The 25704-nt window shown below is 52.0% G+C and carries 20 protein-coding genes; 6 read left to right on the top strand and 14 right to left on the bottom strand.

Features of this window, described 5'->3' with window-relative positions; genetic code table 11:
• Positions 1–2 precede the first annotated feature (2 nt).
• A complete protein-coding gene (gene rtcA, locus A1WG_RS11500; protein ID WP_001517239.1) occupies positions 3–1019 on the top strand; it encodes an RNA 3'-terminal phosphate cyclase in 1017 nt (338 codons plus the stop codon).
• Positions 1020–1061: 42 nt separating this feature from the next.
• On the opposite strand, the gene malT is transcribed toward rtcA, so the two are convergent.
• A complete protein-coding gene (gene malT, locus A1WG_RS11495; protein ID WP_000907051.1) occupies positions 1062–3767 on the bottom strand; it encodes an HTH-type transcriptional regulator MalT in 2706 nt (901 codons plus the stop codon).
• A 623-nt stretch (positions 3768–4390) separates the two neighbouring features.
• On the opposite strand from malT, the gene malP reads away from it, so the two are divergent.
• Together malP and malQ are read left to right on the top strand one after the other, a co-directional pair.
• On the top strand, positions 4391–6784 hold the full coding sequence (gene malP, locus A1WG_RS11490) for a maltodextrin phosphorylase (protein WP_000081932.1): 2394 nt from the start codon (positions 4391–4393) through the stop codon (positions 6782–6784).
• Between the two features lie 9 nt (positions 6785–6793).
• A complete protein-coding gene (malQ, locus tag A1WG_RS11485) occupies positions 6794–8878 on the top strand; it encodes a 4-alpha-glucanotransferase (protein WP_001517238.1) in 2085 nt (694 codons plus the stop codon).
• Positions 8879–8979: 101 nt separating this feature from the next.
• Here malQ and gntT read toward each other — a convergent pair whose 3' ends face one another.
• From gntT to gntX, 3 genes are all read right to left on the bottom strand, one after another.
• Positions 8980–10296: a gluconate transporter gene (gene gntT / locus A1WG_RS11480; RefSeq protein WP_001131743.1), complete on the bottom strand. Its 1317-nt coding sequence runs from the start codon at positions 10294–10296 to the stop codon at positions 8980–8982.
• 361 nt (positions 10297–10657) lie between these two features.
• A complete protein-coding gene (gene nfuA, locus A1WG_RS11475) occupies positions 10658–11233 on the bottom strand; it encodes a Fe-S biogenesis protein NfuA (protein WP_000619389.1) in 576 nt (191 codons plus the stop codon).
• Between the two features lie 58 nt (positions 11234–11291).
• Positions 11292–11975 carry a DNA utilization protein GntX gene (gene gntX / locus A1WG_RS11470; protein ID WP_001517237.1) on the bottom strand — a complete coding sequence of 228 codons (684 nt, stop codon included), beginning with the start codon at positions 11973–11975 and terminating at the stop codon, positions 11292–11294.
• Between the two features lie 37 nt (positions 11976–12012).
• Between gntX and bioH the strand changes: the two genes are divergently transcribed.
• Positions 12013–12783 carry a pimeloyl-ACP methyl ester esterase BioH gene (bioH, locus tag A1WG_RS11465; protein WP_001060066.1) on the top strand — a complete coding sequence of 257 codons (771 nt, stop codon included), beginning with the start codon at positions 12013–12015 and terminating at the stop codon, positions 12781–12783.
• 18 nt (positions 12784–12801) lie between these two features.
• Here bioH and A1WG_RS11460 read toward each other — a convergent pair whose 3' ends face one another.
• The 8 genes from A1WG_RS11460 to greB form a co-directional block, all read right to left on the bottom strand.
• Positions 12802–13167 (bottom strand): type II toxin-antitoxin system PemK/MazF family toxin, encoded by a 366-nt coding sequence (locus tag A1WG_RS11460; protein WP_001517236.1) that lies wholly within the window; start codon positions 13165–13167, stop codon positions 12802–12804.
• Positions 13161–13433 carry an AbrB/MazE/SpoVT family DNA-binding domain-containing protein gene (locus A1WG_RS11455; protein ID WP_001517235.1) on the bottom strand — a complete coding sequence of 91 codons (273 nt, stop codon included), beginning with the start codon at positions 13431–13433 and terminating at the stop codon, positions 13161–13163. Before A1WG_RS11455 ends, A1WG_RS11460 begins: the two co-directional genes overlap by 7 nt.
• A 19-nt stretch (positions 13434–13452) precedes the next feature.
• Positions 13453–14379: a recombination-promoting nuclease RpnA gene (rpnA, locus tag A1WG_RS11450; RefSeq protein WP_000039070.1), complete on the bottom strand. Its 927-nt coding sequence runs from the start codon at positions 14377–14379 to the stop codon at positions 13453–13455.
• Positions 14380–14581: 202 nt separating this feature from the next.
• On the bottom strand, positions 14582–14818 hold the full coding sequence (gene feoC, locus A1WG_RS11445; RefSeq protein WP_000157586.1) for a [Fe-S]-dependent transcriptional repressor FeoC: 237 nt from the start codon (positions 14816–14818) through the stop codon (positions 14582–14584).
• 10 nt (positions 14819–14828) lie between these two features.
• The gene (gene feoB, locus A1WG_RS11440) at positions 14829–17150 is read right to left on the bottom strand and encodes a Fe(2+) transporter permease subunit FeoB (RefSeq protein ID WP_000737036.1); all 2322 of its coding nucleotides are present in this window, start codon (positions 17148–17150) and stop codon (positions 14829–14831) included.
• A 16-nt stretch (positions 17151–17166) separates the two neighbouring features.
• Positions 17167–17394, bottom strand: coding sequence for a ferrous iron transporter A (gene feoA, locus A1WG_RS11435; RefSeq protein WP_001200455.1), 228 nt, complete (start codon positions 17392–17394; stop codon positions 17167–17169).
• 698 nt (positions 17395–18092) lie between these two features.
• Entirely contained in the window at positions 18093–20414 is a 2322-nt protein-coding gene (locus tag A1WG_RS11430) for a Tex family protein (RefSeq protein WP_000980770.1), read from the bottom strand.
• A 96-nt stretch (positions 20415–20510) separates the two neighbouring features.
• Positions 20511–20987 (bottom strand): transcription elongation factor GreB, encoded by a 477-nt coding sequence (gene greB / locus A1WG_RS11425; protein WP_001517234.1) that lies wholly within the window; start codon positions 20985–20987, stop codon positions 20511–20513.
• 227 nt (positions 20988–21214) lie between these two features.
• On the opposite strand from greB, the gene ompR reads away from it, so the two are divergent.
• Entirely contained in the window at positions 21215–21934 is a 720-nt protein-coding gene (gene ompR / locus A1WG_RS11420) for an osmolarity response regulator transcription factor OmpR (RefSeq protein ID WP_001157751.1), read from the top strand.
• The gene (gene envZ, locus A1WG_RS11415; protein ID WP_001253702.1) at positions 21931–23283 is read left to right on the top strand and encodes a two-component system sensor histidine kinase EnvZ; all 1353 of its coding nucleotides are present in this window, start codon (positions 21931–21933) and stop codon (positions 23281–23283) included. The genes ompR and envZ overlap by 4 nt, the downstream gene beginning before the upstream one ends.
• Before the next feature lie 90 nt (positions 23284–23373).
• On the opposite strand, the gene A1WG_RS11410 is transcribed toward envZ, so the two are convergent.
• A complete protein-coding gene (locus A1WG_RS11410; RefSeq protein WP_001517233.1) occupies positions 23374–23766 on the bottom strand; it encodes a hypothetical protein in 393 nt (130 codons plus the stop codon).
• A 74-nt stretch (positions 23767–23840) separates the two neighbouring features.
• The gene (pckA, locus tag A1WG_RS11405; protein WP_001517232.1) at positions 23841–25463 is read right to left on the bottom strand and encodes a phosphoenolpyruvate carboxykinase (ATP); all 1623 of its coding nucleotides are present in this window, start codon (positions 25461–25463) and stop codon (positions 23841–23843) included.
• Positions 25464–25704: the final 241 nt, after the last annotated feature.

A 25704-nucleotide genomic window follows, 5' to 3' on the forward strand; every position in this document is an offset into this window, starting at 1 on the left:
TGATGAAAAGGATGATTGCGCTGGATGGTGCACAGGGCGAAGGCGGCGGGCAGATCCTGCGCTCGGCGTTAAGTCTGTCGATGATAACCGGTAAGCCGTTTACCATCACAGGCATTCGTGCCGGACGGGCGAAACCGGGGCTGTTGCGCCAGCATCTGACCGCGGTAAAGGCGGCGACGGAAATTTGCGGAGCTATAGTAGACGGCGCGGAACTGGGTTCGCAGCGCCTGGTCTTCCGGCCCGGTAATGTGCGTGGCGGCGATTATCGCTTTGCTATCGGTAGTGCCGGAAGCTGCATGCTGGTGCTACAAACGGTGCTGCCTGCGCTGTGGTTTGCCGATGGACCTTCTCGCGTAGAAGTCAGCGGTGGCACCGAAAACCCGTCGGCGCCGCCCGCGGGTTTTATCTGCCGCGTGCTGGAACCTCTGCTGGCACAAATGGGGATTCATCAGCAAACCACGCTGTTACGCCACGGTTTTTACCCTGCCGGAGGCGGTGTGGTGGTAGCGGAAGTCACGCCCGTGGCATCACTAAACGCGTTACAACTGGGCGAGCGGGGCACCGTTATGCGATTACGCGGCGAAGTATTATTAGCTGGTGTGCCGCGGCATGTCGGAGAACGTGAACTCGTTGCGCTGGCAGCCAGTTTTTCGCTGTATGAGCAGAATATCCATCTCTTGCCGCGTGAGCAGGGACCGGGAAATACCGTCTCGCTAGAAGTGGAAAGCGAAAATATTACCGAACGCTTTTTTGCCGTCGGTGAAAAGCGCGTCAGTGCCGAAGTGGTAGCAGCGCAGTTGGTTAAAGAAGTGAAACGTTACCTGGCAAGTCCGGCGGCAGTAGGTGAATATCTCGCAGATCAACTGGTGTTGCCCATGGCGTTGGCGGGTGCGGGGGCGTTTACGGTCGCGCATCCCTCATGCCATCTGCTGACCAATATCGCGGTGGTGGAACGGTTCTTACCTGTGCGGTTTACTCTGACTGAAACAGACGATGTAACGCGAGTTAGCGTTGAATAATGCAGGGATGTAAGTCGGAGCAGGAATGTTATCCGACCAAACTTACACCCCATATCCCATCATCTTCAGCAGTTTCTGTGCGTGCTGTACCGCAGCCTGACGGTGGGCAACGCCGAGTTTCTGATACAGATTGCGGATATGCGTTTTGATGGTGGTCGCTGCCACTTCCAGTTCGCCCGCAATTTGTTCATTGCTGTAACCGGAGTAAATCAGCCCCAGCACCTGCCATTCGCGTTGAGTTAGCGGGCTGGTACGGATAAGTTCCGGCACTTCCGGGTGATTTAGCAGACGTTCGACAAAGGTCTCGTCAAAGTGAGCGAACTTATGCCGGTGATGTTGGTTTATTTCCCGCAAAATACGCTGCGCGCGGTGCTGTTCCAGTTCCGGCAGCGTATTGAGCTGAATCAGTTGGCGTAACTGCTGCGCCATGGCTTCGCCTTCGATGACAAAGTGACTGATAAATCCTGTGCGATTCGCCAGTTTTAATGCGTCCAGCAATACGCGCTGGGCGTCACTTTTCCGCCCTGCCTGCCAGTACAACTGATTGAGTAAAAGCAGGTTGCGGTTCAGATCGCTCATCAACCGCAGACTGCGGGCGTTTTCGTTGAGTTCCTCGAGGACAATTTCCGCAGGTTCAAACTCGCCCAGCAAGATTTGTGCACGGGCAATGTTGCGCCATTGACCTTGCAGGAAGTGGTTATTGGCAAACTCCGGCTTCGCAGTATGGCGCAACCAGTTTGCTGCGGCGGCTTTATCGCCGGTCATCTGCCAGTAAATAACGCGAACTTTGTTGGCGTTAGAGATCCAGTCGCTGTGATATTTGCCATTCCCCAGCAGGTTTTCCAGGCGGTTAAGTTGGCTACGGGCGTTATCCAGATCGCCACGAGCCAGCGAACATTGAATTAACATTGCCAGACACTGGAGCTGTTGCTGTGGCTGATAAGACGATAAGACTTCAATCCCACTACGCGCCGAGGCTTCGGCTTCATCCAGCCGTGCCCATGCCCATAACAGTTGCGCGCGGATACGTACTAAAAATTCATGCATCGGCAACTGTTCCAGATGCTGTTCGTTAATCAACTGGAACGCTTTTTCCTGCGTTTCCCACGCAGTTTGCAGGAATCCTTGAGCAAACAGAATTTCGCTTTGCTGAATCAGACTCCACAAGGCGTAGTGCCAGACATCGTGCTGACGCGCCATCTGCTCAGTTTGTTGCATTAATGCCAGCGAGCGGGTCAGCTCACCTTTACAGTGCAACACTTCGCCAAGCACAGAGGTCGCAACAATGCGGCTATAGAACCAACCCGGAGGCAGATCTTCCAGAGCCAGTTTTGCCAGTCGTTCGGCTTCTTCCGGATTACCGTCGTTAATGGCCACCTGGGCGCGCAGGGCGTTGAACTCTGCATGCATGGTGCCTTCTCTGATGTCCTGGAGCTCGTGTTCGGCTCGCGCCAGCAGGGTGTTCACTTCGCCGTAGCGATGTTGGCTTTGCATCAACCAGGCCTGCAATAACACCAACTGTGGATTTTCCAGCAGACTATCCCACGGCAGGGCTTTGAGTGACTCTTCCAGCAGCGACAGTTCACTATGGTTGAACAGGCTCCAGGCGTGATTAAGCAAAATATCGCGCAACATCAAAGCATCGCCTGCCGCCAGCGCATGATGAATAGCTTCGCTGGGAAAGCCTTGTGCCATCCAGCTTTCTGCGGCGGCACGGTGGATTTCTGGCAGCTCCGCCGCCAGCTCCCACTGGCAGCGTTGGCGCAGGAAGTTACCAAACAGCGGGTGATAGCAGAACCATTCGCCAGTATCATCCATCCGTTGCAAAAACAGCCCCTGGCGCTCAATTTCTTCAAGACGCATTTGCCCGTTTTCTTCGCCGGTCACGCGGGTGATTAGCGCATCATTCATTGAGCGCAAAATGGCGCTTTTTAGCAGGAAATGGCGTGTCGCCAGATCAACGTTATCTAGCACTTCATCGACCAGATAATCAGAAAGATGGCTGGCATTGATGCCCGCCAGACGGCGCGCTGATTTATGGGCCGAGTGGGTATTTTGCCGCGCAGAGAGCGCGATTAGCTGCAACGCCGTCGCCCAACCGGACACATCATCGCAAATCCGACCGCTTTCGGTCGCTTCAATCGGTGATGACAGACGACAATCAAAAAACTGCTTGGCTTCCTGATGGGTAAACGCCAGTTGCTGGCTGCCAATTTCTAATAGTTGTTCACGTACGCGCAGATTGGCAATGCCCAATTGCGGAAGATTGCGTGACAGCACCACCAGGGTGAGATTTTCTGGTTGATGGCGAATGAAGAAGCGCATGGATTCGTGGATAACCGGATTGGTGATCAGATGGTAATCGTCAATCACCAGGAAAAGTGGGCTATGCCATTCCGCCAGCTCAATGAAAAGCTGGGCAAACAGTGACGTCAGGCTGGCATACTGCCGTTTTTGCGTCATTGTTTCACTGATGACGCAGTGCCCGCTGGTTGCCTGTTGCACGGCGGCAATCAGATAGCTGGCGAAACGTTCTTGCTGGTTATCGCCGTCATCAAGCGAGTACCAGCCCAAATCGTTTTTTCCTGCCGCCCATTGGGATATGAGTGTTGTCTTTCCGTAACCCGCAGGACTTGTGATCAGCACCAGCCTGAAGTTGTTCGCGCCGGAAAGTTTAGCCAGCAGGCGCTCACGAACCACAGTATGGTCGAGTCGAACCGGACGACTTAATTTTGACGGAATCAGCATAGTTAATCACTTCACTGTGGAAATTGAGGAAATATTATTTTTTTTGCGCTTCGTAATTAATAGTTATAAGTTCGGCCAGAAACCTGTGCAATGCAAGCGATGACAATTTTTTATGTGTCTGAATTTGCACTCTGTCACAATTCCAAACGTTTATTAATGCCTCATCTTAAAACAACGCAAATGCAGTGTGGATATTGGATCTTAGGGTGTTTTCCCTTAATCCAAAAGGTTCATTAAAGCAATGAAACCTCCTTAATTCCTGATGAAAGGTCTCTCTGGAAAGATGATCTTAATAAATCTATTAAGAATGAGATGCCCTTTGATGGATATTTCATTGTTGAAACTATTTCGCCGCTTTACTTAATTTATAGAGTTACTTTCCGCTTTTTGATAATACGCAACGGCCATTTCTGACTGTTAATAACAGGTTTTCTGCGCTCTCTGGCACTGAGCTGATACTTTTGCAGTTGATTGCACTACCTTTAAGTGGGCGCGATCACATTTTCTTGCTCATCCCCGTCACTCCTCCCCGCCTAATCCCCCGTAGGATGAGGAAGGTCAACATGGAGCCTGGCAAACTAACGATAACGTTGTGTTTAATATCTAAGAAAACTGGAACTCCTATGTCACAACCCATTTTTAATGAAAAGCAATTTCAGGAAGCCCTGTCACGCCAGTGGCAGCGTTATGGTTTAACTTCAGCGGCTGAGATGACCCCTCACCAATGGTGGCTGGCTGTGAGTGAAGCGTTGGCGGAAATGCTGCGGGCCCAGCCTTTTGCCAAACCGGCGGCGAATCAGCGTCATGTTAACTACATCTCAATGGAGTTTTTGATTGGTCGTCTGACAGGCAACAATCTGTTAAACCTCGGCTGGTATCAGGCTGTTCAGGATTCATTGAAGTCTTATGACATCAACCTGACAGACCTGCTGGAAGAAGAGATCGACCCGGCGTTGGGGAACGGTGGCCTGGGGCGTCTGGCTGCGTGTTTCCTCGACTCAATGGCAACCGTTGGGCAGTCAGCTACTGGCTATGGTCTTAACTACCAGTATGGTCTGTTCCGTCAGTCCTTTGTCGGTGGCAAACAGTCTGAAGCGCCAGACGACTGGCATCGTGGCAACTATCCGTGGTTTAGCCATAACGAAGCGCTGGATGTGCAGGTGGGCATTGGCGGCAAAGTGACGAAAGATGGACGCTGGGAACCGGAATTTACCATTACCGGGCAAGCGTGGGATCTTCCGGTGTTGGGCTACCGTAACGGCGTAGCACAGCCGCTACGTTTGTGGCAGGCGACTCATGCTCATCCGTTCAATCTTACCAAATTTAATGACGGTGATTTCCTGCGTGCTGAACAACAGGGCATCAACGCGGAAAAACTGACTAAAGTTCTCTATCCAAACGACAACCATACCGCCGGTAAAAAATTGCGCCTGATGCAGCAATACTTCCAGTGCGCCTGTTCGATTGCTGACATTCTTCGTCGCCATCATCTGGCGGGGCGTAAACTGCACGAGCTGGCGGATTACGAAGTCATTCAACTTAACGACACACACCCGACTATTGCCATTCCTGAACTGCTGCGTGTGCTGATAGATGAGCACCAAATGAGCTGGGATGACGCCTGGGCAATCACCAGTAAAACCTTCGCTTATACCAACCATACCCTGATGCCAGAAGCACTGGAATGCTGGGATGAGAAGCTGATTAAAGCGCTGTTGCCACGCCATATGCAGGTAATCAACGAAATCAATAACCGCTTTAAGAAGCTGGTGGAACAAACCTGGCCGGGCGACAAGGCGGTATGGGCGAAACTGGCGGTGGTACATGACAAACAAGTTCGTATGGCCAATATGTGTGTGGTTAGCGGCTTTGCGGTGAATGGCGTGGCGGCGCTGCACTCGGATCTGGTGGTGAAAGATTTGTTCCCGGAATACCACCAGTTGTGGCCGAACAAATTCCATAACGTCACTAATGGTATTACTCCGCGTCGCTGGATCAAACAGTGCAACCCGGCACTGGCGGCGCTGCTGGATAAATCGCTGAAAAAAGAGTGGGCTAACGATCTCGATCAGTTGATTAATCTGGAAAAATTCGCTGATGACGCGAAATTCCGCCAGCAATATCGCGAAATCAAACAGGCGAATAAAGTTCGTCTGGCAGAGTTTGTAAAAGCGCGTACTGGTATTGAAATCAACCCGCAGGCAATTTTCGACGTCCAAATTAAACGTCTGCACGAGTACAAACGGCAACACCTGAATCTGCTGCATATTCTGGCGTTGTACAAAGAGATTCGCGAAAACCCGCAAGCTGACCGCGTACCGCGCGTGTTCCTGTTCGGGGCGAAAGCCGCGCCGGGCTACTATCTGGCGAAGAACATTATTTTTGCGATCAATAAAGTGGCTGAAGTGATCAACAACGATCCAAAAGTGGGTGACAAGCTGAAAGTGGTGTTCCTGCCGGATTACTGTGTCTCGGCGGCGGAAATGCTGATCCCGGCGGCGGATATCTCTGAGCAGATCTCGACTGCTGGGAAAGAGGCTTCTGGCACGGGCAATATGAAACTGGCTCTTAATGGTGCGCTCACTGTCGGTACGCTGGATGGCGCAAATGTCGAAATTGCTGAAAAAGTCGGTGAAGAAAATATCTTTATCTTCGGTCATACCGTGGAGCAGGTTAAGGCATTGAAAGCGAAGGGCTACGATCCGCTCAAATGGCGTAAGAAAGACAAGCAGCTCGATGCAGTATTGAAAGAGCTGGAAAGCGGTAAATACAGCGACGGCGATAAACATGCGTTTGACCAGATGCTGCACAGTATCGGTAAGCAGGGCGGCGATCCATATCTGGTGATGGCGGATTTCGCAGCCTATGTAGAGGCACAAAAGCAGGTAGATGTGCTGTACCGCGACCAGGAAGCCTGGACACGCGCGGCGATCCTCAATACCGCCCGCTGCGGTATGTTTAGCTCGGATCGCTCTATTCGCGATTATCAGGCTCGTATCTGGCAGGCAAAACGCTAAGGAAGCTCGATGGAAAGCAAACGTCTGGATAATGCCGCGCTGGCGGCGGGGATCAGCCCCAATTACATCAATGCCCACGGTAAACCGCAGTCGATTGGCGCCGAAACCAAACGGCGTTTGCTTGACGCGATGCATCGGAGTACCGCCACGAAAGTGGCGGTAACGCCAGTACCCAACGTCATGGTGTATACCTTCGGTAAAAAAATGCCAATGGCGGTGGAGGGCAGCGGCGAATTTAGCTGGCTGCTGACTACCGAAGAAGGAACACAGTACAAAGGCCACGTGAGTGGTGGCAAAGCCTTCAATCTTCCGGCGAAGCTGCCGGAAGGTTATCACACGCTGACGCTTACCCAGGACGAACAGCGCGCCCATTGTCGGGTGATTGTCGCACCGAAACGCTGCTACGAACCGCAGGCATTGTTGAATAAACAAAAACTGTGGGGCGCTTGCGTTCAGCTTTATACCCTGCGATCGGAAAAAAACTGGGGCATCGGTGATTTTGGCGATCTCAAAGCCATGTTGGTGGATGTGGCGAAACGCGGCGGGTCGTTCATTGGCCTGAACCCGATTCATGCGCTCTATCCGGCAAACCCGGAAAGTGCCAGCCCGTATAGCCCGTCTTCTCGCCGCTGGCTGAACGTGATTTATATTGATGTTAACGCCGTTGAAGATTTCCATCTTAGCGAGGAGGCGCAGGCCTGGTGGCACATGCCGACTACGCAACAGGCGCTGCAACAGGCGCGGGATACTGACTGGGTCGATTACTCTACCGTCACCGCACTGAAAATGACCGCACTGCGGATGGCGTGGAAAGTCTTCGCACAACGTGATGATGGACAAATGGTAGCGTTTCGCCAGTTTGTTGCTGAACAGGGCGACAGCCTGTTCTGGCAGGCGGCGTTTGATGCGCTACATGCACAACAAGTAAAAGAAGACGAAATGCGCTGGGGCTGGCTAGCATGGCCCGAGATGTATCAGAACGTAGACTCGCCAGAAGTGCGTCAGTTCTGTGAAGAACATCGTGATGACGTCGATTTTTATCTCTGGCTGCAGTGGCTGGCCTACAGCCAGTTTGCCGCCTGCTGGGAGATAAGCCAGGGCTATGAAATGCCGATTGGCTTGTATCGTGACCTGGCGGTTGGCGTAGCGGAAGGTGGGGCAGAAACCTGGTGTGACCGTGAGTTGTATTGCCTGAAAGCATCGGTTGGCGCACCGCCAGATATCCTTGGCCCGTTAGGGCAAAACTGGGGTTTGCCGCCGATGGACCCGCATATCATCACCGCGCGCGCCTATGAACCGTTTATCGAACTGCTGCGCGCGAACATGCAAAACTGCGGCGCATTGCGAATTGACCATGTGATGTCGATGCTGCGTTTGTGGTGGATACCGTATGGCGAAACGGCGGATCAGGGAGCGTATGTTCACTATCCGGTGGATGATCTGCTCGCTATTCTGGCGCTGGAAAGCAAACGCCATCGCTGCATGGTGATTGGCGAAGATCTCGGCACTGTTCCGGTAGAGATTGTCGGTAAGCTGCGCAGTAGCGGGGTTTACTCCTACAAAGTGCTCTATTTCGAAAGTGACCATGAGAAGACGTTCCGCGCACCGAAAGCGTATCCGGAACAGTCGATGGCAGTAGCAGCAACGCACGACCTGCCAACGCTGCGTGGTTACTGGGAGAGCGGGGATTTAACGCTGGGCAAAACGCTGGGGCTGTACCCGGATGAAGTAGTGCTGCGCGGTTTGTATCAGGATCGCGAGCTGGCGAAGCAAGGGCTACTGGATGCGCTGCATAAATATGGTTGTCTGCCAAAACGTGCCGGACATAAGGCATCGCTGATGTCGATGACGCCGATGCTTAATCGTGGTTTGCAGCGGTATATTGCCGACAGTAACAGCGCTCTGTTAGGGCTACAGCCGGAAGACTGGCTGGATATGGCGGAACCGGTGAATATTCCTGGCACCAGTTACCAGTACAAAAACTGGCGGCGCAAGCTGTCTACAACCCTTGAGACGATGTTTTCCGATAATGGCGTGAACAAGTTACTGAAGGATTTGGACAGACGGCGCAGGGCGGCAGGGAAGAAGACGTAGAGTGCGGTTAATGCCGGATGCGACGCTTGATGCGTCTTATCCGGCCTACTCATTAGAGCAGCCGGATAAGACATTCACGCCATATCCGGCAGTCAGTGTTATCAAATCACCATATTCAGCAGCAGGCAGCCTACCAGACCGCACACCGAGATAATGGTTTCCAGCATCGACCAGGACTTGATGGTCTCACCGATAGTCAGGTTAAAGTACTCTTTGAACAGCCAGAAGCCCGGATCGTTCACGTGAGAGAAAATCACACTACCGGAACCAACCGCGATAACCATCAACTCTGGGCTGACGCCAGTTGTTGCAATCAGCGGCGCAGCGATACCGCCCGCAGTAATTGCCGCAACGGTTGCGGAACCCAGCGCGATACGCAGTACGGCGGCAATAGACCAGGCCATCAGCAGCGGGGAAATATTGGTTTCGTGCATCATGGAGGCGATATATTTGTCCACGCCACTGTCTACCAACACCTGCTTGAACGCACCGCCACCACCGATGATTAGCAGCATCATGGCGATGATTTTGATCGAAGAAACCAGCGTATCGTTAATTTGATCCATTGAGCGACCACGGTTCAGACCAAAGGTGAACATCGCGATTAGTACGGCAATCAGCGTTGCCATTACCGGGTCACCTAAGAACTCTGCTACCGGCAGGAAAGCGTGACCTTTCGGCAGGATCATTTCAGCGATGGCGCGCATTGCCATCAGTACAACCGGAACCAGAGAAGTCCAGACGCTGACGCCAAAGCTCGGCATCTCTTCTTCACTAAAGGTTTTCGCGCTGTACAGGCCTTCCGGGATCGGCTTATCAATGCCTTTCAGCACGCGAGCGTAAACCGGACCCGCGAGAATAACGGTCGGGATTGCCAGAATAGTACCGTACAGCAGGGTTTTACCCATATCGGCATTGAAAATGGTTGCAATCGCAGTCGGGCCAGGATGCGGTGGCAGGAAGCCGTGGGTTACGGAAAGCGCAGCGGCCATCGGTACACCAACATACAGCAGCGGGATATTTGCAGCAGCGGCGATGGTAAACACCAGCGGCAGCATCAGTACGAAGCCCACTTCATAGAACAGGGCAAAACCGACGGTAAAACCGGTCAGTACCACTGCCCACTGAATGTGCTTTTTACCAAATTTGGCGATCAGCGTGGTGGCGATACGTTGTGCGCCGCCGCAGTCTGCCAGCATTTTGCCCAGCATTGCGCCAAAACCCATGATCAGGGCAAGGCTACCGAGCGTTCCGCCGACACCGGCTTTGATAGAGCCAATAACTTTATCCAGCGGCATCCCTTGCATTAATCCAACAGCAAGCGCCACCAGGACGAGAGCGATGAAGCCGTTCATTTTGAAGCGGATCATCAGGAGTAATAACAAGATTACACCGATAGCAACAATGACTAATGGCATGATTTACCTGGCCTTTAATTTGTTATGGGTAACGTCAGGTTTCTGACGACAAATCCTGGTTGTCCCAACTGGGAACAGAGATATAACGGCACCACGGCTGATGACTCCTAAAACGAATTAGTGTCGTCAAATGTTATGAGTGTGTTTGGTGCCCATGAGAATGATACGGGTAACATTATGCGCTTGAGAATCACCAGAGCGGGGTAAATTTAAATTATGAGAGGTTGGTCATATTATCGTGGGGAAATGAAGGGATTAGATTTACTGAGGTAATGCCGTGCCAACGTCTGGCACATGTTCAACGTAGCCCGATAAGACGCTTTAGCGTCGCATCGGGCAATCTACAAAAGAGGGGGATAACTTAGTAGTAAGAGTGTTCGCCGCGCTGGTGTTCGGTGAGGTCACGTACACCTTTCAGTTCCGGGAATTCGTTCAGCAACTGCTTTTCGATCCCTTCTTTCAGCGTCACGTCGACCATGGAACAACCGTTACAGCCGCCGCCAAATTGTAGAATGGCATAACCGTCTTCGGTGATTTCCATCAGCGAGACACGACCACCGTGACCGGCAAGCTGCGGGTTAATCTGCGATTGCAGCATATACTCCACGCGCTCCATCAGCGGCGCATCGTCAGCCACTTTACGCATTTTGGCGTTCGGGGCTTTCAGCGTTAGCTGAGAACCCAGTTGGTCGGTAACAAAATCAATCTCTGCATCTTCCAGGTAAGGTGCGCTTAGTTCATCAACATACGCGGTCAGCAGGTCAAATTTCAGGGCGGTATCGGTGGCTTCTACGGCGTCTGGCGGACAATAAGATACACCACATTCAGCGTTAGGCGTGCCAGGGTTAATCACAAATACGCGGATTTGTGTCCCTTCTTCCTGGTTTGCCAGCAGTTTGGCAAAGTGCGCTTGTGCAGCATCGGAAATACGGATCATAGTAATGGCCTAATAGTTGACTATTTTAGTTGGTTATAATACGCCCATCATCGAGGCTCTACAAGGTTCGACAAAGGCACCAGACTTGGACTGTCGCCGCACCATTGCGTAAAAGCAACTGCGCAATCTCTGCGACGGTACTTCCGGTGGTAACGACATCATCCACAATCACCATATGGCGACCTTGCACGGGCAATTCAAGGCGAAAGGCATTTTTCAGGTTGCGCTTGCGCAGCCGGGCACTGAGGAAATGCTGGGTCGCAGTGGCTCTTATACGCGTGACGGCGTCGCTATCCCATTGGCAGTGCAGCCAGCGCGATAAAGGCTGGCACAGCAAATCGCTTTGATTGAATCCCCGACGCCAGTGGCGGCGCTGCCATAACGGAACACTGACGATACGATCCGGCAGTTGTAATCCGGTAGTCCGATGGGCGTGTAAGACTTCTAATAGTAACAGACGTGACAGGCCGCTGGCGATTTCACTACGTCGCAAAAACTTAAGCTGGTGAATGAGCGGGCTTAATGGAGGTGCATAGTTGGCAACAGTGATCAGTCTTTGCCACGGTGGCGGTTTTTTCAGGCAGCGACCGCAGGGAAGATGTGAGTGTGAAGCCGGTAATCCACACTGCGGGCATAACGTTTTATGTGTACGTGCGGCGCGGGAGCAGACAGAACAGATTCCCCAATGACCTAACGCCAGCGGCATTCGGCATAGCCAGCATAATCCCGGTACTGTTAGCATATATTCATCCTTGTGAGTCAAAAGAGAACAATAGCGGATGAATAACATCTGGTGGCAGACCAAAGGTCAGGGGAATGTTCATCTTGTGCTGTTGCACGGATGGGGACTGAATGCCGAAGTGTGGCGTTGCATCGATGAGGAACTCAGCTCGCATTTTACGCTGCATCTTGTTGATCTGCCTGGCTTCGGGCGCAGCCAGGGATATGGCGCGATGTCGCTTTCTGACATGGCGGAATGCGTGCTGCAACGGGCACCGAATAAAGCCATCTGGTTGGGCTGGAGTCTGGGGGGGCTGGTGGCAAGTCAGATTGCGTTAACCCATCCCGAGCGTGTTCAGGCGCTGGTTACCGTAGCTTCGTCACCGTGTTTCAGTGCTCGTGATGAGTGGCCGGGGATAAAACCGGACGTGCTGGCGGGTTTTCAGCAGCAGCTAAGTGAAGATTTTCAGCGTACAGTGGAACGGTTCCTTGCACTACAAACGATGGGCACGGAAACGGCGCGTCAGGATGCGCGAGCGCTGAAGAAAACCGTTCTGGCGTTACCGATGCCGGAGGTTGACGTGCTTAATGGTGGGCTGGAAATTCTGAAAACGGTCGATCTCCGTCAGCCGTTGCAAAGCGTACAAATGCCGTTTTTGCGCTTATATGGCTATCTTGACGGTCTGGTGCCGCGCAAAGTAGTGCCAATGCTGGATGAACTATGGCCTCACAGCAAATCATATATCTTCGCCAAAGCGGCTCATGCGCCGTTTATTTCGCATCCGGATGAGTTTTGTCACCTGCTGGTGGCGTTGAAGCAGAGGGTGTAGGTGGTAAGTAAGGGCAAATTATTGTGGGTCGATTAAATTTACCAGTTTACCGAGTACCTTACTAATCAATGTTTCATCGGCAACGGTATGAAATTTAGCGCCACGGGCAATAAGATCGACAGCTTTTAGCTGGTGACAAAGCACAACGCCATGCAGGTTACCGGTTTGCGTATCATGGGGGAGGACGTTCACCGTCACCCCTGTGGAACGTGCTGCATTTGCCTTTGTTGAAATCGGACAGCACATAGCAACTTTTAAGACATTGTTGAGTTCTTTGTCTGTTACCACAATGCAATAATGTGGACCCCGAAGTTCATGCCCGGCAACCGGAGCAGGGTTAAAATACCAGATCTCACCACGATGTGGCGTCCGTGCCTTTACCATGCTTCATTACCTTTTTTCCCTTCTGCCCATCCTTCTGTCGACTGATTTAGCTCCGTAATTTCGCTTTCATCGATCTGGCTCAACAATTGCGCGACGGTAAGACGCCCACGCGGCTTGTGCTCTGTGGCGCGCAAATTAACGCTATCGCCTTTTTTCTCCACGGTAATCTCTGTGCCCGGTGACCAGCCAGGAGCGGTGGCAAGATCTCGTGGGATAGTAACGATCATGGCTCCTCCTTGTTGCCGTAATCTTTCTGCAATAGTCATTAAACTCTCCTTTTTTTTATCAATGGATAATTTCTTTAAGCTCCTCCATCGTCAGGCTGGTAAATAAGATTATGTCTTCGTGGGGGATACCCGCTTTCAGCATCGTTTGGGCAATATCCAGGGCTTCCAGGCGTCGTCCTTGCTGTACACCTTGCTGTACACCTTGTTGTACCCCTTGACGATGTCCCTCCTGCCGCAATCTTTCCGCAATAGTCATTAAACTCTCCTTGTGTTTCGGTGAACGTTTGGCCACATCATCGATAAAATCGTTAAAACGTACCGCATCGCCTGTTTGTAGTATGTAATTAAACAGCCCTTTGATTTGTCTGTCATTAGCGTATCCACTACTTAATAAGCAGGCCATTTGCTCTACCAGTCCCATCAGGTCGCGTTGACGAATATGTTTTTGAATTAACTCCAGCAGCGCCATGCGTCGGTGTTGCATGATTTCATCATCAGGCATGACGGTGACATCAATCAGCGGAAATGCAGAGGCGTAAAGTTGCCTGGCCAGGTTGGGATCGGCGAAACAATCCAGCCAACACAGCGAATAGGGATAGGGGCTTTCAATACCATGGTAAAACAACAACGGCACCACCATCGGCAACGTTTTGTATCCGGCATCCAGGTGATTTTGCATTGCGGCAATGGCGTAACGCATCATGCGAAATGCGATCAGTTTGTTTGAGGTGCTTTGATGTTCAATCAGGCAATAGATGTATCCTGGTCCTTGCTCGGTTTTCACCGACCACAGCACGTCAGAGTAGCTTTCACGCAGATCGTCATCAATAAAACTGCTCGACTCCAGCTTGAGGGTTTTCATATCACAGAGCGCGTGAATGGGGGCCGGTAAATGGAACGCAAGAAAATCGCGCGCCGTGTCCGGTTGGCGTAAAAAGAGTTTGAACAGTGCATCGTGTGGGGTGGAACTCTGCTTTTTGCTCATGGCGTTCCTTCACCTGTTGTTTGAATGCCGCGACTCTACGCGCCACTCCACACCTGTGCATTAGCCAGTTTTCATCCCTGCGAGACTCTTTCAGAGGAATTTACGTCGTGCTGCAAGAGTTGCATTTTTATGGAAAGTGGCACGCAAAAAAGCCCGGTAGCAAACGCATACCGGGCTTTTCAAAACAGGTGGTGGAACAATGTTAACGCAACGCCCACCACTCACGCAGACAGGCTTTTCCTTCCGGGCAGCTTTTGCAACTGCCGGAGAGGCAGCCGTCAGGTTCTTCCTGAATCCGCACGGCTTTGCCCATACTTTCCAGTTGTTGCAGCATTGCGTTAATCATCGGTTGTGGAGTGTTCAGCGTCTGGCTGATTTGGGCCGCTTCCATACGGCCCCGTAACGCCAGCAAATCACGCACCTGGATGAGCGAAGCCATTGCCGTATCCTTAGTGGCAATCGCCAGAGGTGCTGGCTGCGCAGCAACTGCTTACCGATTTGCGCGTTGCCAGCAGTTCGATATCAACCCGGCTACGCGCGCGACGCAGCAGGCCAATGACCACGATGTTAAACAGGATCACCGCCAGAATGCACACCAGACTGTAGGTTGGGTGCTGGCTGTAGCTGGCAACCTGATAGAACAAGGTGGCGAGCGAGTAAGCGATATTCAGCCCCCACAGGATGGAGAAGCCCATCCAGCCACGGCTTGATTCACGAGCGATGGCGCCCATTACCGAGATGCACGGTACATACAGCAGGACAAAAATCAGATAGCTGTAAGCTGCTGCCGCGCTACCGAATTTTTGATCCATCACGCCCATCGCCCCGGTGCCCATTTCACCGTCGCCTTTGCTGGCTTCAATTGGGTTCATCAGTACGCTAAGGCTAAAGGTGTCTTTCAGACTCTGCCAGGTTTCATCTACCGCGCTGAACAGCTCTTCACCAAGGTTGAATTCCGCCGGATTGAACTCTTCGTCCTGAATATTTTCTGCGGTGTAGAGGGTGTTGAGCGTACCCACCACCACTTCTTTCGCCATGGCACCCGTGAACAGGCCAACCGTTGCCTGCCAGTTATCTTCATGTACACCAATCGGCTTGAAGACCGGGGTGATCACACGGCTGACAGAAGCCAGCGCTGAGTCGTTGATGTTGTCGACGATTTTCCCGCTTAGCGAGAAGCTGTTGAAGGCACTCAGGAAAATACTGACGATGATAATCACTTTACCGGCGCGCAGAACGAAACCTTTCAGACGCTGCCAGGTCTGGATAATCAGGCTCTTAACGTGTGGTACGTGGTATACCGGCAACTCCATGACAAACGGCGTCGCTTCACCGCGCATGATGGTGTATTTGAGCATCAGGCCAGTCAGCACAGCCATCACGATACCCAGCATATACAGTGAGAACACAGCCAGCGCGCCGTTCTGCCCAAAGAACGCAGCCGCAAATACCGCGAAGATTGCCAGACGTGCGCCGCAGGACATAAATGGAGCCATCATGATGGTCATCAGGCGTTCACGCGGTGCATCAAGGGTTCGCGCGCCCATCACCGACGGCACGTTACAACCGAAGCCAACAATCAATGGCACAAAAGATTTACCCGGTAATCCCAACGCCTGCATCAGACGGTCCATCACAAACGCCGCACGCGCCATATATCCGGAGTCTTCCAGGAAGGAGAGGAACAGGTACATCATGCCAATTTGCGGCACCAGTGGCAGAACGGTGTTAATGCCACCACCCAGGCCCTGGGCGAGGAAGATAGTCAGCCAGTCCGGGAAGTGGAGTGTGTAACCAATCCACTGAATACCATGTACAAACAGCGCCACGGAACCGACGTCAAACAGCGGTTGTAGCGCCCCGCCGATATTGATAGCCAGCAGGAACATCAGGTACATCACAAAGAGGAAAATCGGCAGACCAAGGAATCGGTTAAGCACGATTTTATCTACGGCAGTGGTGAAACGGCTGGGTTCTGCCGTCAGGGTGTTGCTCACCACATCACAGATGGCGGCAATACACTGGTAACGCGCATCGGCAATGTGTAGCGCCGGATCGTCCATCTCATTACGCAGACGGGCGAGAGCAGCATCCAGATGCTGCGATGCTTCACCAGCGTAGGCGCGGCTGTAAATATCGCCTTCCAACATTTGCAGACCCAGCCAGCGGCGATGTTTCAGCGGGATGTCGGACGGCATCACTTTCGCCAGTGCGTCGGCTTCATTGATTAGCGGTTGGGCGTAATGCACCAGTTCTACATTCTCGTTGGCTTTGTAGCGGTCAATTGCCAGTTTCAGCGCTTCAATACCACGACCACGAGTGGAGACCAGTGGAACCACCGGGCAGCCAAGACGCGCCGCCAGGGCATCAATTTCAATGCGAATATTTTGCTTCTCGGCAATGTCGAGCATGTTCAGCGCCACGATGCACGGAATACCCAGCTCCAGTAGTTGCAGCGTCAGGTAAAGGTTACGTTCAAGGTTAGACGCATCCACCACGTTAATCAGCAGATCGGCATCGCCGCTTAAAATGTAGTGACAGGCGATTTGCTCATCCAGCGAAGTCTGCGAAGAGATGGTGGTCAGAGAATAAGTGCCGGGCAGATCCACCAGGGTGACCTGATGATCGGTAGTGGTGAACTGGCCCTCTTTACGTTCGACGGTAACACCAGCCCAGTTTCCTACACGCTGACGAGCCCCGGTGAGCTGGTTAAATAAAGTTGTCTTGCCAGAATTTGGATTACCAATTAAGCCAATGGTTAATTTTTTCATTGTTATTCTCACCGTATTAACAGGAAACCGCTTCCACTTCTAATAAGGCCAGATCTTTTTTCCGTAATACCAGGCTTACACGACGGGTTTCGATATGAATAGGATCACCGAGTGGAGCGACGCGCACCACATTAAAAGAGGAGCCAGGTAACATGCCAAGAGAAAGCAGCTTCTGACGATATGCCGGGCTAATTTCACGGGAAAAGCCAGTGATTTTCCACGCAGTATCTGGGGTGTATTGCATAGGTGCCTACTTGTTTCTCGCTATACTCGTCATAATTCAAATTGCATGTGCTGCGGCTTCGGTCGCTCACCCCAGTTACTTACTGGAGTAAGTACCTGGGGACTCTCTCACTTGCCGCCTTCCTGCAACTCGAATTATTTAGAGTAAAACTGGTTAACTACCTCATGGGGCGTTTGACAGCGACATGAGACCAGATGATTCGCCAACGAAGGAGAGATTAAATAATCAACAGCACAATGATAATGAGAATGGTTTCTATCAGCAATACTTAAAATGTGTGCGAATGTTGGTTTAGATAATAATTTGCGCCAATGTTGATGTGGCTCAAGGTTATATCTTGGTCAAAATAAAATTCGAGTGACGAATTATTAGGGCGGCTTGATGTTTAATTAAGGTTTCAGTTGTTAATGATGTGATAAATATTAGCGGAATATATTGTGGTTTTGGCTGTGGAATAAAAATACCGGAGCCAGGCAAGTGCACGGACGGTCCCCTCGCCCCATCGGGGAGAGGGCTAGGGAGAGGGGGGAAAGTTGTGCCTGTTTTGACCCGTAAGCGAGTTTGTCAGCAATCTCAAATGCCGGAGATGTTCTCCGGCACTTTTATGTCAGTTAAGGCGTTTATTGCCAGATGCGGCGTGAACGCCTTATCTGGCCTACGAACCCGTGCAAAGCTGAACCGTAGGCCAGTCATAGTGTTTAACGCTTTTTACCCATTGCTGCTGCCAGCGCATCCATCATCGCGCTGTTACCGGCAGGCTGCGTTTCACGGCCACGCGGTTTTGCTGCCGGGCGGTTGTTTTGCGGACGATCGTTACCGCCGCCACGACGGACATTGGTTTCACCAGGCTGTTCGTCCAGACGCATGGTCAGGGCGATACGTTTACGCTGGAGATCCACTTCCAGCACTTTCACCTTCACAATGTCACCCGCTTTCACCACGGTGTGCGGATCTTCCACAAACTTATTCGACAGGGAAGAGATGTGAACCAGACCGTCCTGATGTACGCCGATATCGACAAACGCGCCAAAGTTGGTGACGTTGGTGACTGCACCTTCGAGGATCATACCCGGTTGCAGGTCGTTCATTGTCTCGACGCCATCGGCAAACTGAGCGGTTTTAAATTCCGGACGCGGGTCGCGACCCGGTTTTTCCAGCTCTTTGATAATGTCGGTTACCGTCGGCACACCGAATTTCTCATCGGTAAAGTCAGAGGCTTTCAGGTTACGCAGTTCGCTGCTGTTACCCATCAGATCTTTCAGTGCCTGTTGCGTTGCCGCCAGAATGCGTTCGACCACCGGATAGGCTTCCGGGTGAACGGTAGACGCGTCCAGCGGGTTATCGCCGTGGTTAATACGCAGGAAGCCCGCACACTGCTCGAAGGCTTTAGGCCCTAAACGGCTAACTTTTAACAATTGCTGACGGTTTTTGAATTGCCCATTCTCATCGCGCCAGGCAACGATGTTTTGTGCCATCATGCGCGTCAGACCCGCCACGCGAGTTAACAGCGGAACAGAAGCGGTGTTGAGATCGACGCCAACGGCGTTTACGCAGTCTTCCACCACTGCATCCAGTTTGCGAGCCAGTTGTGTCTGGCTGACGTCATGCTGATACTGACCCACGCCGATGGATTTCGGATCGATTTTCACCAGCTCCGCCAGCGGATCTTGCAAACGACGGGCGATAGATACCGCGCCACGCAGAGAAACATCGAGATCCGGGAACTCCTGTGCTGCCAGTTCGGAAGCAGAGTAAACCGATGCGCCTGCTTCGCTGACGATCACTTTTTGCGCCGTCACTTTCGGGAACTGCTTCTGAACGTCGAGATAGAAACGCTCGGTTTCGCGGGAAGCCGTACCGTTACCAATCGCCACCAGTTCAACGTTATGTTTTTCGCACAGAGCAGCAACGGTCATCGCTGCTTTTGCGGCCTGCCCGGTGTGCGGATAAATGGTGTCGGTTGCCACCAGTTTACCGGTCGCATCGACTACCGCTACTTTTACCCCGGTACGCAGACCCGGATCGAGGCCCATCGTCGCACGCAGCCCGGCAGGAGCCGCCATCAGCAGATCATGCAGGTTACGGGCAAAAACGTTGATTGCTTCATCTTCTGCGCGTTCGCGCACGGTGCCCATCAGTTCGGTTTCCAGATGCATCAGCACCTTGATGCGCCAGGTCCAGCTCACCACGCCCTTGCGCCAGCTATCCGCCGGAGCATTGTTCAGGCGCAGGCCGAGGTGATCCATAATGATTTGTTCGCAATAGCTCTCTTTCGGTGGCTCGTCGAACTGCGGATCGGCATTCAGCGAAAGCTGGAGTACGCCTTCATTACGCCCACGGAACATCGCCAGCGCGCGGTGAGAGGGCACCGTTGACAGCGGTTCGTGATGATCGAAATAGTCGCGAAATTTTGCCCCTTCCTCTTCTTTACCGCTTACTACGGTTGAGACCAGATGTGCGTTCTTCCACAGATAATCACGCACTTTCGCCAACAGGGCGGCATCTTCGGCAAAACGTTCCATCAGTATATAGCGCGCGCCGTCCAGCGCGGCTTTGGTATCCGCTACGCCTTTATCAGCATCAACAAATTGCGCAGCGGCAATTTCCGGCGTTTGCGATGGATCGTTCCACAACAGGTCAGCTAACGGCTCAAGACCTGCTTCAATGGCGATTTGCCCACGGGTGCGGCGTTTAGGTTTATAGGGCAGATAGAGGTCTTCGAGTTCGGTTTTGCTTAAAGTGGCGTTGATGGCATTCGCCAGCTCATCGGTGAGTTTACCTTGCTCAGAAATGGACTTGAGGATCGCTTGACGTCTCTCTTCCAGCTCGCGCAAATATCCCAGACGCGTTTCCAGATTACGCAACTGCGTGTCATCCAGACCGCCGGTGATTTCCTTACGATAACGTGCGATAAACGGCACGGTATTCCCTTCGTCAAGCAGGCGAACGGCGGCTTCAACCTGTTCCGGGCGCGCCTGAATTTCACCCGCAATAATGCGGCAGAACGAATCATTCATCATGGTTTGAGTTCATCTTTTCGGATCAAAAATCAGGGGATAGTTATACGGACTGGCTGGCAAAAATGCCAGCCATCGGCAGGAGGTTAAGACTCTTCCTTACGGTTTCACGTACTCGATGGCATTAACATACCAGCTCGCTTCCCCGGCAGGGGTATTCACCACCGCCAGATCGCCAACCTCTTTTTTCAGCAATGCGCGGGCCATTGGGGAATCAATAGAGATGTAATCTTTACGGCCAAAAATTTCATCGTAGCCGACGATACGAAAACGGTGGGTAACACCATCGTCGTTTTCAATCTCCACCCACGCGCCAAAGAACACTTTGCCTTCCTGCTGCGGGGAATAATCGACGATTTTGAGATTTTCCATGCATTTAGTGAGGTAGCGCACGCGGCGGTCGATTTCACGCAGGCGCTTTTTATTATACTGATAGTCAGCATTTTCGCTGCGGTCGCCCAGACTTGCAGCCCAGGTCACCTTTTTTGTGACCTCGGGGCGTTCTTCACGCCAGAGATAATTGAGCTCTTGTTTGAGTTTTTCATACCCTTCCCGGGTAATCAGGGGCGTTTTCATCTCGTTGATTCCCTTTGTCTGTTTGATAATGCGCACATTGGGTATAACGTGATCATATCAACAGAATCAATAATGTTCCGCCGAATAAATTGTATACTTAAACTGCTGTTTAATATGCTTTGTAACAATTTAGGCTGAAATTTATACCAGATTTAGCTGGTGACGAACGTAAGCTTTTTTAAGAATACACGCTTACAAATTGTTGCGAACCTTTGGGAGTATAAACAATGCAAGAGAACTACAAGATTCTGGTGGTCGATGACGACATGCGCCTGCGCGCGCTGCTGGAGCGTTATCTCACCGAACAAGGCTTCCAGGTTCGAAGCGTCGCTAATGCAGAACAGATGGATCGCCTGCTCACCCGTGAATCTTTCCATCTTATGGTACTGGATTTGATGTTACCTGGTGAAGATGGCTTGTCGATTTGCCGACGTCTTCGTAGCCAGAGTAACCCGATGCCGATCATTATGGTGACGGCGAAAGGGGAAGAAGTTGACCGTATCGTTGGCCTGGAGATTGGCGCTGACGATTACATTCCGAAACCGTTTAACCCACGTGAACTGCTGGCTCGTATTCGTGCGGTACTGCGTCGTCAGGCGAACGAGTTGCCGGGCGCGCCGTCGCAGGAAGAAGCGGTAATTGCTTTCGGTAAGTTCAAACTTAACCTCGGTACGCGCGAAATGTTCCGTGAAGATGAGCCGATGCCGCTCACCAGCGGTGAATTTGCGGTACTGAAGGCGCTGGTCAGTCATCCGCGTGAGCCGCTCTCCCGCGATAAATTGATGAACCTTGCCCGTGGACGTGAATATTCCGCAATGGAACGCTCCATCGACGTGCAGATCTCGCGTCTGCGCCGCATGGTGGAAGAAGATCCGGCGCACCCACGTTACATTCAGACCGTCTGGGGTCTGGGCTACGTCTTCGTGCCGGACGGTTCTAAAGCATGAGGCGATTGCGCTTCTCGCCACGAAGTTCATTTGCCCGCACGTTATTGCTCATCGTCACCTTGCTGTTCGTCAGCCTGGTGACGACTTACCTGGTGGTACTGAACTTCGCGATTTTGCCGAGCCTTCAGCAGTTTAATAAAGTCCTCGCATACGAAGTACGTATGTTGATGACCGACAAACTGCAACTGGAGGACGGCACGCAGTTGGTTGTGCCTCCCGCTTTTCGTCGGGAGATCTACCGTGAGCTGGGGATCTCTCTCTATTCCAACGAAGCTGCCGAAGAGGCAGGGCTGCGTTGGGCGCAACACTATGAATTCTTAAGCCATCAGATGGCGCAGCAACTGGGCGGTCCGACGGAAGTTCGCGTCGAGGTCAACAAAAGCTCGCCTGTCGTCTGGCTGAAAACCTGGCTGTCGCCCAATATCTGGGTGCGTGTGCCGCTGACCGAAATTCATCAGGGTGATTTCTCCCCGCTGTTCCGCTATACGCTGGCGATAATGCTGTTGGCGATAGGCGGCGCGTGGCTGTTTATTCGTATTCAGAACCGACCGTTAGTCGATCTCGAACATGCGGCTTTGCAGGTGGGTAAGGGGATTATTCCTCCGCCGCTGCGTGAATATGGTGCTTCGGAGGTGCGTTCGGTTACCCGTGCCTTCAACCATATGGCGGCTGGCGTCAAGCAACTGGCGGATGACCGCACGTTGTTGATGGCAGGGGTGAGTCATGACCTGCGCACGCCGCTGACGCGTATTCGCCTGGCAACGGAGATGATGAGTGAGCAGGATGGCTACCTGGCGGAATCGATCAACAAGGATATCGAAGAGTGCAATGCCATCATTGAGCAATTTATCGACTATCTACGCACCGGGCAGGAGATGCCGATGGAGTTGGCCGATCTTAATGCCGTGCTTGGTGAGGTGATTGCTGCGGAAAGTGGCTATGAGCGGGAAATTGAAACCGCGCTTGAGCCGGGCAGCATTGAAGTAAAAATGCATCCGCTCTCCATCAAACGCGCAGTGGCAAATATGGTGGTGAACGCCGCCCGTTACGGCAATGGCTGGATTAAAGTCAGTAGCGGTACGGAGCCGAATCGCGCCTGGTTCCAGGTGGAAGATGATGGTCCTGGTATTGAACCAGAGCAGCGTAAGCACTTATTCCAGCCGTTTGTCCGCGGCGACAGCGCGCGCACCATTAGCGGAACGGGGTTAGGGCTGGCAATTGTGCAGCGTATCATCGATAACCATAACGGGATGCTGGAGCTCGGCACCAGCGAGCGAGGCGGGCTTTCCATTCGCGCCTGGTTGCCTGTACCGGTCACGCGAGCGCAGGGCACGACAAAAGAAGGGTAAAAAAATGGGAGGCGATGAGCCTCCCGTTTTTTTCGCTTCTAATACATTATGCTCACAACACGAGAATATAGACTCATCGTGTTGATAAGATTATTCAACTTCCATATTGCTACTTACATTGCAAAAACCAACTTGATGAAGGTGAGCTATTTCACGAACTTTTTTCAATGCGTCATCTGCTACAGACCAGCTAAATGCCATATAGATAATATTTTTTCCAATTGAATAGTCGGTCAAATAAACATCTAATCCTGACTCATCCAGCTTATCGAACTGTTCGTCATCGGGGGCATCCGGCCCATTTAAATTAGGGAAGGTTTGAATCAGAGTTGAGTAAAAATTTCTAAGGGCGGGGCTGCTTATTTCTGAATTATTGTAGTCGTGTTGTTCACTCCACGAAGTTTGCTTCTCATACCATTCCATAAAAACAGCCAGATCTTGTGGGGCTGCACTACGTTCAAACACCATTAAATCGTAGCTCATTGATGCTTCCTTTCTACTATAAAAAAGCTCCCGTATCTTGCGAAACGGGGGCTTTTGTCTCTTAACTTAACTGATTACAGCTTCGGGCCAGCAGCGACCAGCGCGGCACCCGCAGGGGTGTCGGTGTATTTATCGAAGTTGTCGATAAACAGTTTCGCCAGCGTTTCAGCTTTTTCCTGCCACTGTTCCGGAGAGGCGTAGGTGTTACGCGGATCGAGGATCTTCGTGTCTACGCCCGGCAGCTCGGTTGGGATCGCCAGGTTAAACATAGGCAGGGTGAAGGTTTCTGCGTTATCCAGCGAACCGTTCAGGATGGCATCGATAATGGCGCGGGTATCTTTAATGGAGATACGTTTGCCAGTGCCGTTCCAGCCGGTGTTAACGAGATATGCCTGCGCACCCGCCGCCTGCATACGTTTCACCAGCACTTCTGCGTACTGAGTCGGGTGCAGCGACAGGAATGCCGCGCCGAAACAGGCAGAGAAGGTTGGCGTCGGTTCGGTGATGCCACGCTCAGTACCGGCCAGTTTGGCGGTGAAGCCTGAGAGGAAGTGGTACTGGGTTTGATCGGCAGTCAGGCGAGAAACCGGCGGCAGTACGCCAAAAGCATCTGCGGTCAGGAAGATCACTTTAGTCGCGTGGCCCGCTTTGGAGACTGGCTTAACGATGTTTTCGATATGATAGATCGGATAAGAAACGCGGGTATTCTCGGTTTTTGAACCATCATCAAAGTCGATAGTGCCATCTTCACGCACGGTGACGTTTTCCAGCAGCGCATCGCGACGGATGGCGTTGTAGATTTCGGGTTCTGCTTCTTTCGACAGCTTGATGGTTTTCGCGTAGCAGCCGCCTTCGAAGTTAAATACGCCGTCATCATCCCAGCCGTGCTCGTCATCGCCAATCAGGCGACGTTTCGGGTCGGTGGAAAGGGTGGTTTTACCGGTGCCGGAAAGGCCGAAGAACACCGCAACATCGCCTTTCTCGCCAACGTTGGCGGAGCAGTGCATGGAGGCAATGCCTTTCAGCGGCAGCAGGTAGTTCATCATTGAGAACATCCCTTTCTTCATTTCGCCGCCGTACCAGGTGCCACCAATCAACTGCATGCGCTCAGTCAGGTTAAACGCAACGAAGTTTTCAGAGTTCAGACCCTGTTCTTTCCACTGCGGGTTGGTGCACTTCGCGCCGTTCATGACGATAAAGTCTGGTTTGAAATCTTCCAGCTCTTCATCACTCGGGCGAATAAACATGTTCTTGACGAAATGCGCCTGCCAGGCCACTTCGGTGATGAAACGCACGGAAAGGCGAGTGTCCGGGTTAGCGCCACAGAAAGCGTCAACGACAAACAGGCGTTTGCCGGAAAGCTGTTTGGTCACCAGGCCTTTCAGATGCTGCCAGGTTTCCGGAGAGAGAGGTTTGTTGTCGTTCTTACCTTTGCCTTTGTCGGCCCACCAGAAGGTATCGCGGGTAGTATCGTCACGGACGATATACTTATCTTTTGGTGAGCGGCCGGTGAAGATCCCGGTATCGACGGCAACAGCACCCAGGTTAGTTAACACCCCGCGCTCATAACCGGTCAGGTTTGGATCAAGCTCTTCCTGATACAACAGATCATAGCTTGGGTTGTAAACGATATCATGTACGTCACTGATACCATAAGCCTCGAGTTCTTGCGGGGTCAAACCATTGTTAACGCGCATTTCACTGCTCCTTAGCCAATATGTATTGCCTGAATAGTAAAGTCTTTTTGGGGGTGTTAACCGCGACAAGGCTCATAGATTTACGTATCTGGAGAAATTCATATTTGACAAAAAACTCCGTGATTCCTGTCACGAAACGGTTGCTATTATCGCAGAAATAGCATTCCCGGTGTGGAAAATGTTCTTAAAAGGTTAAAAATTGGTTTATATGGCAGGGATATTGTGAGCGTAATCGCATTCA

The sequence above is a fragment of the Escherichia sp. KTE96 genome (assembly GCF_000408525.1).
Lineage (GTDB): Bacteria > Pseudomonadota > Gammaproteobacteria > Enterobacterales > Enterobacteriaceae > Escherichia > Escherichia marmotae.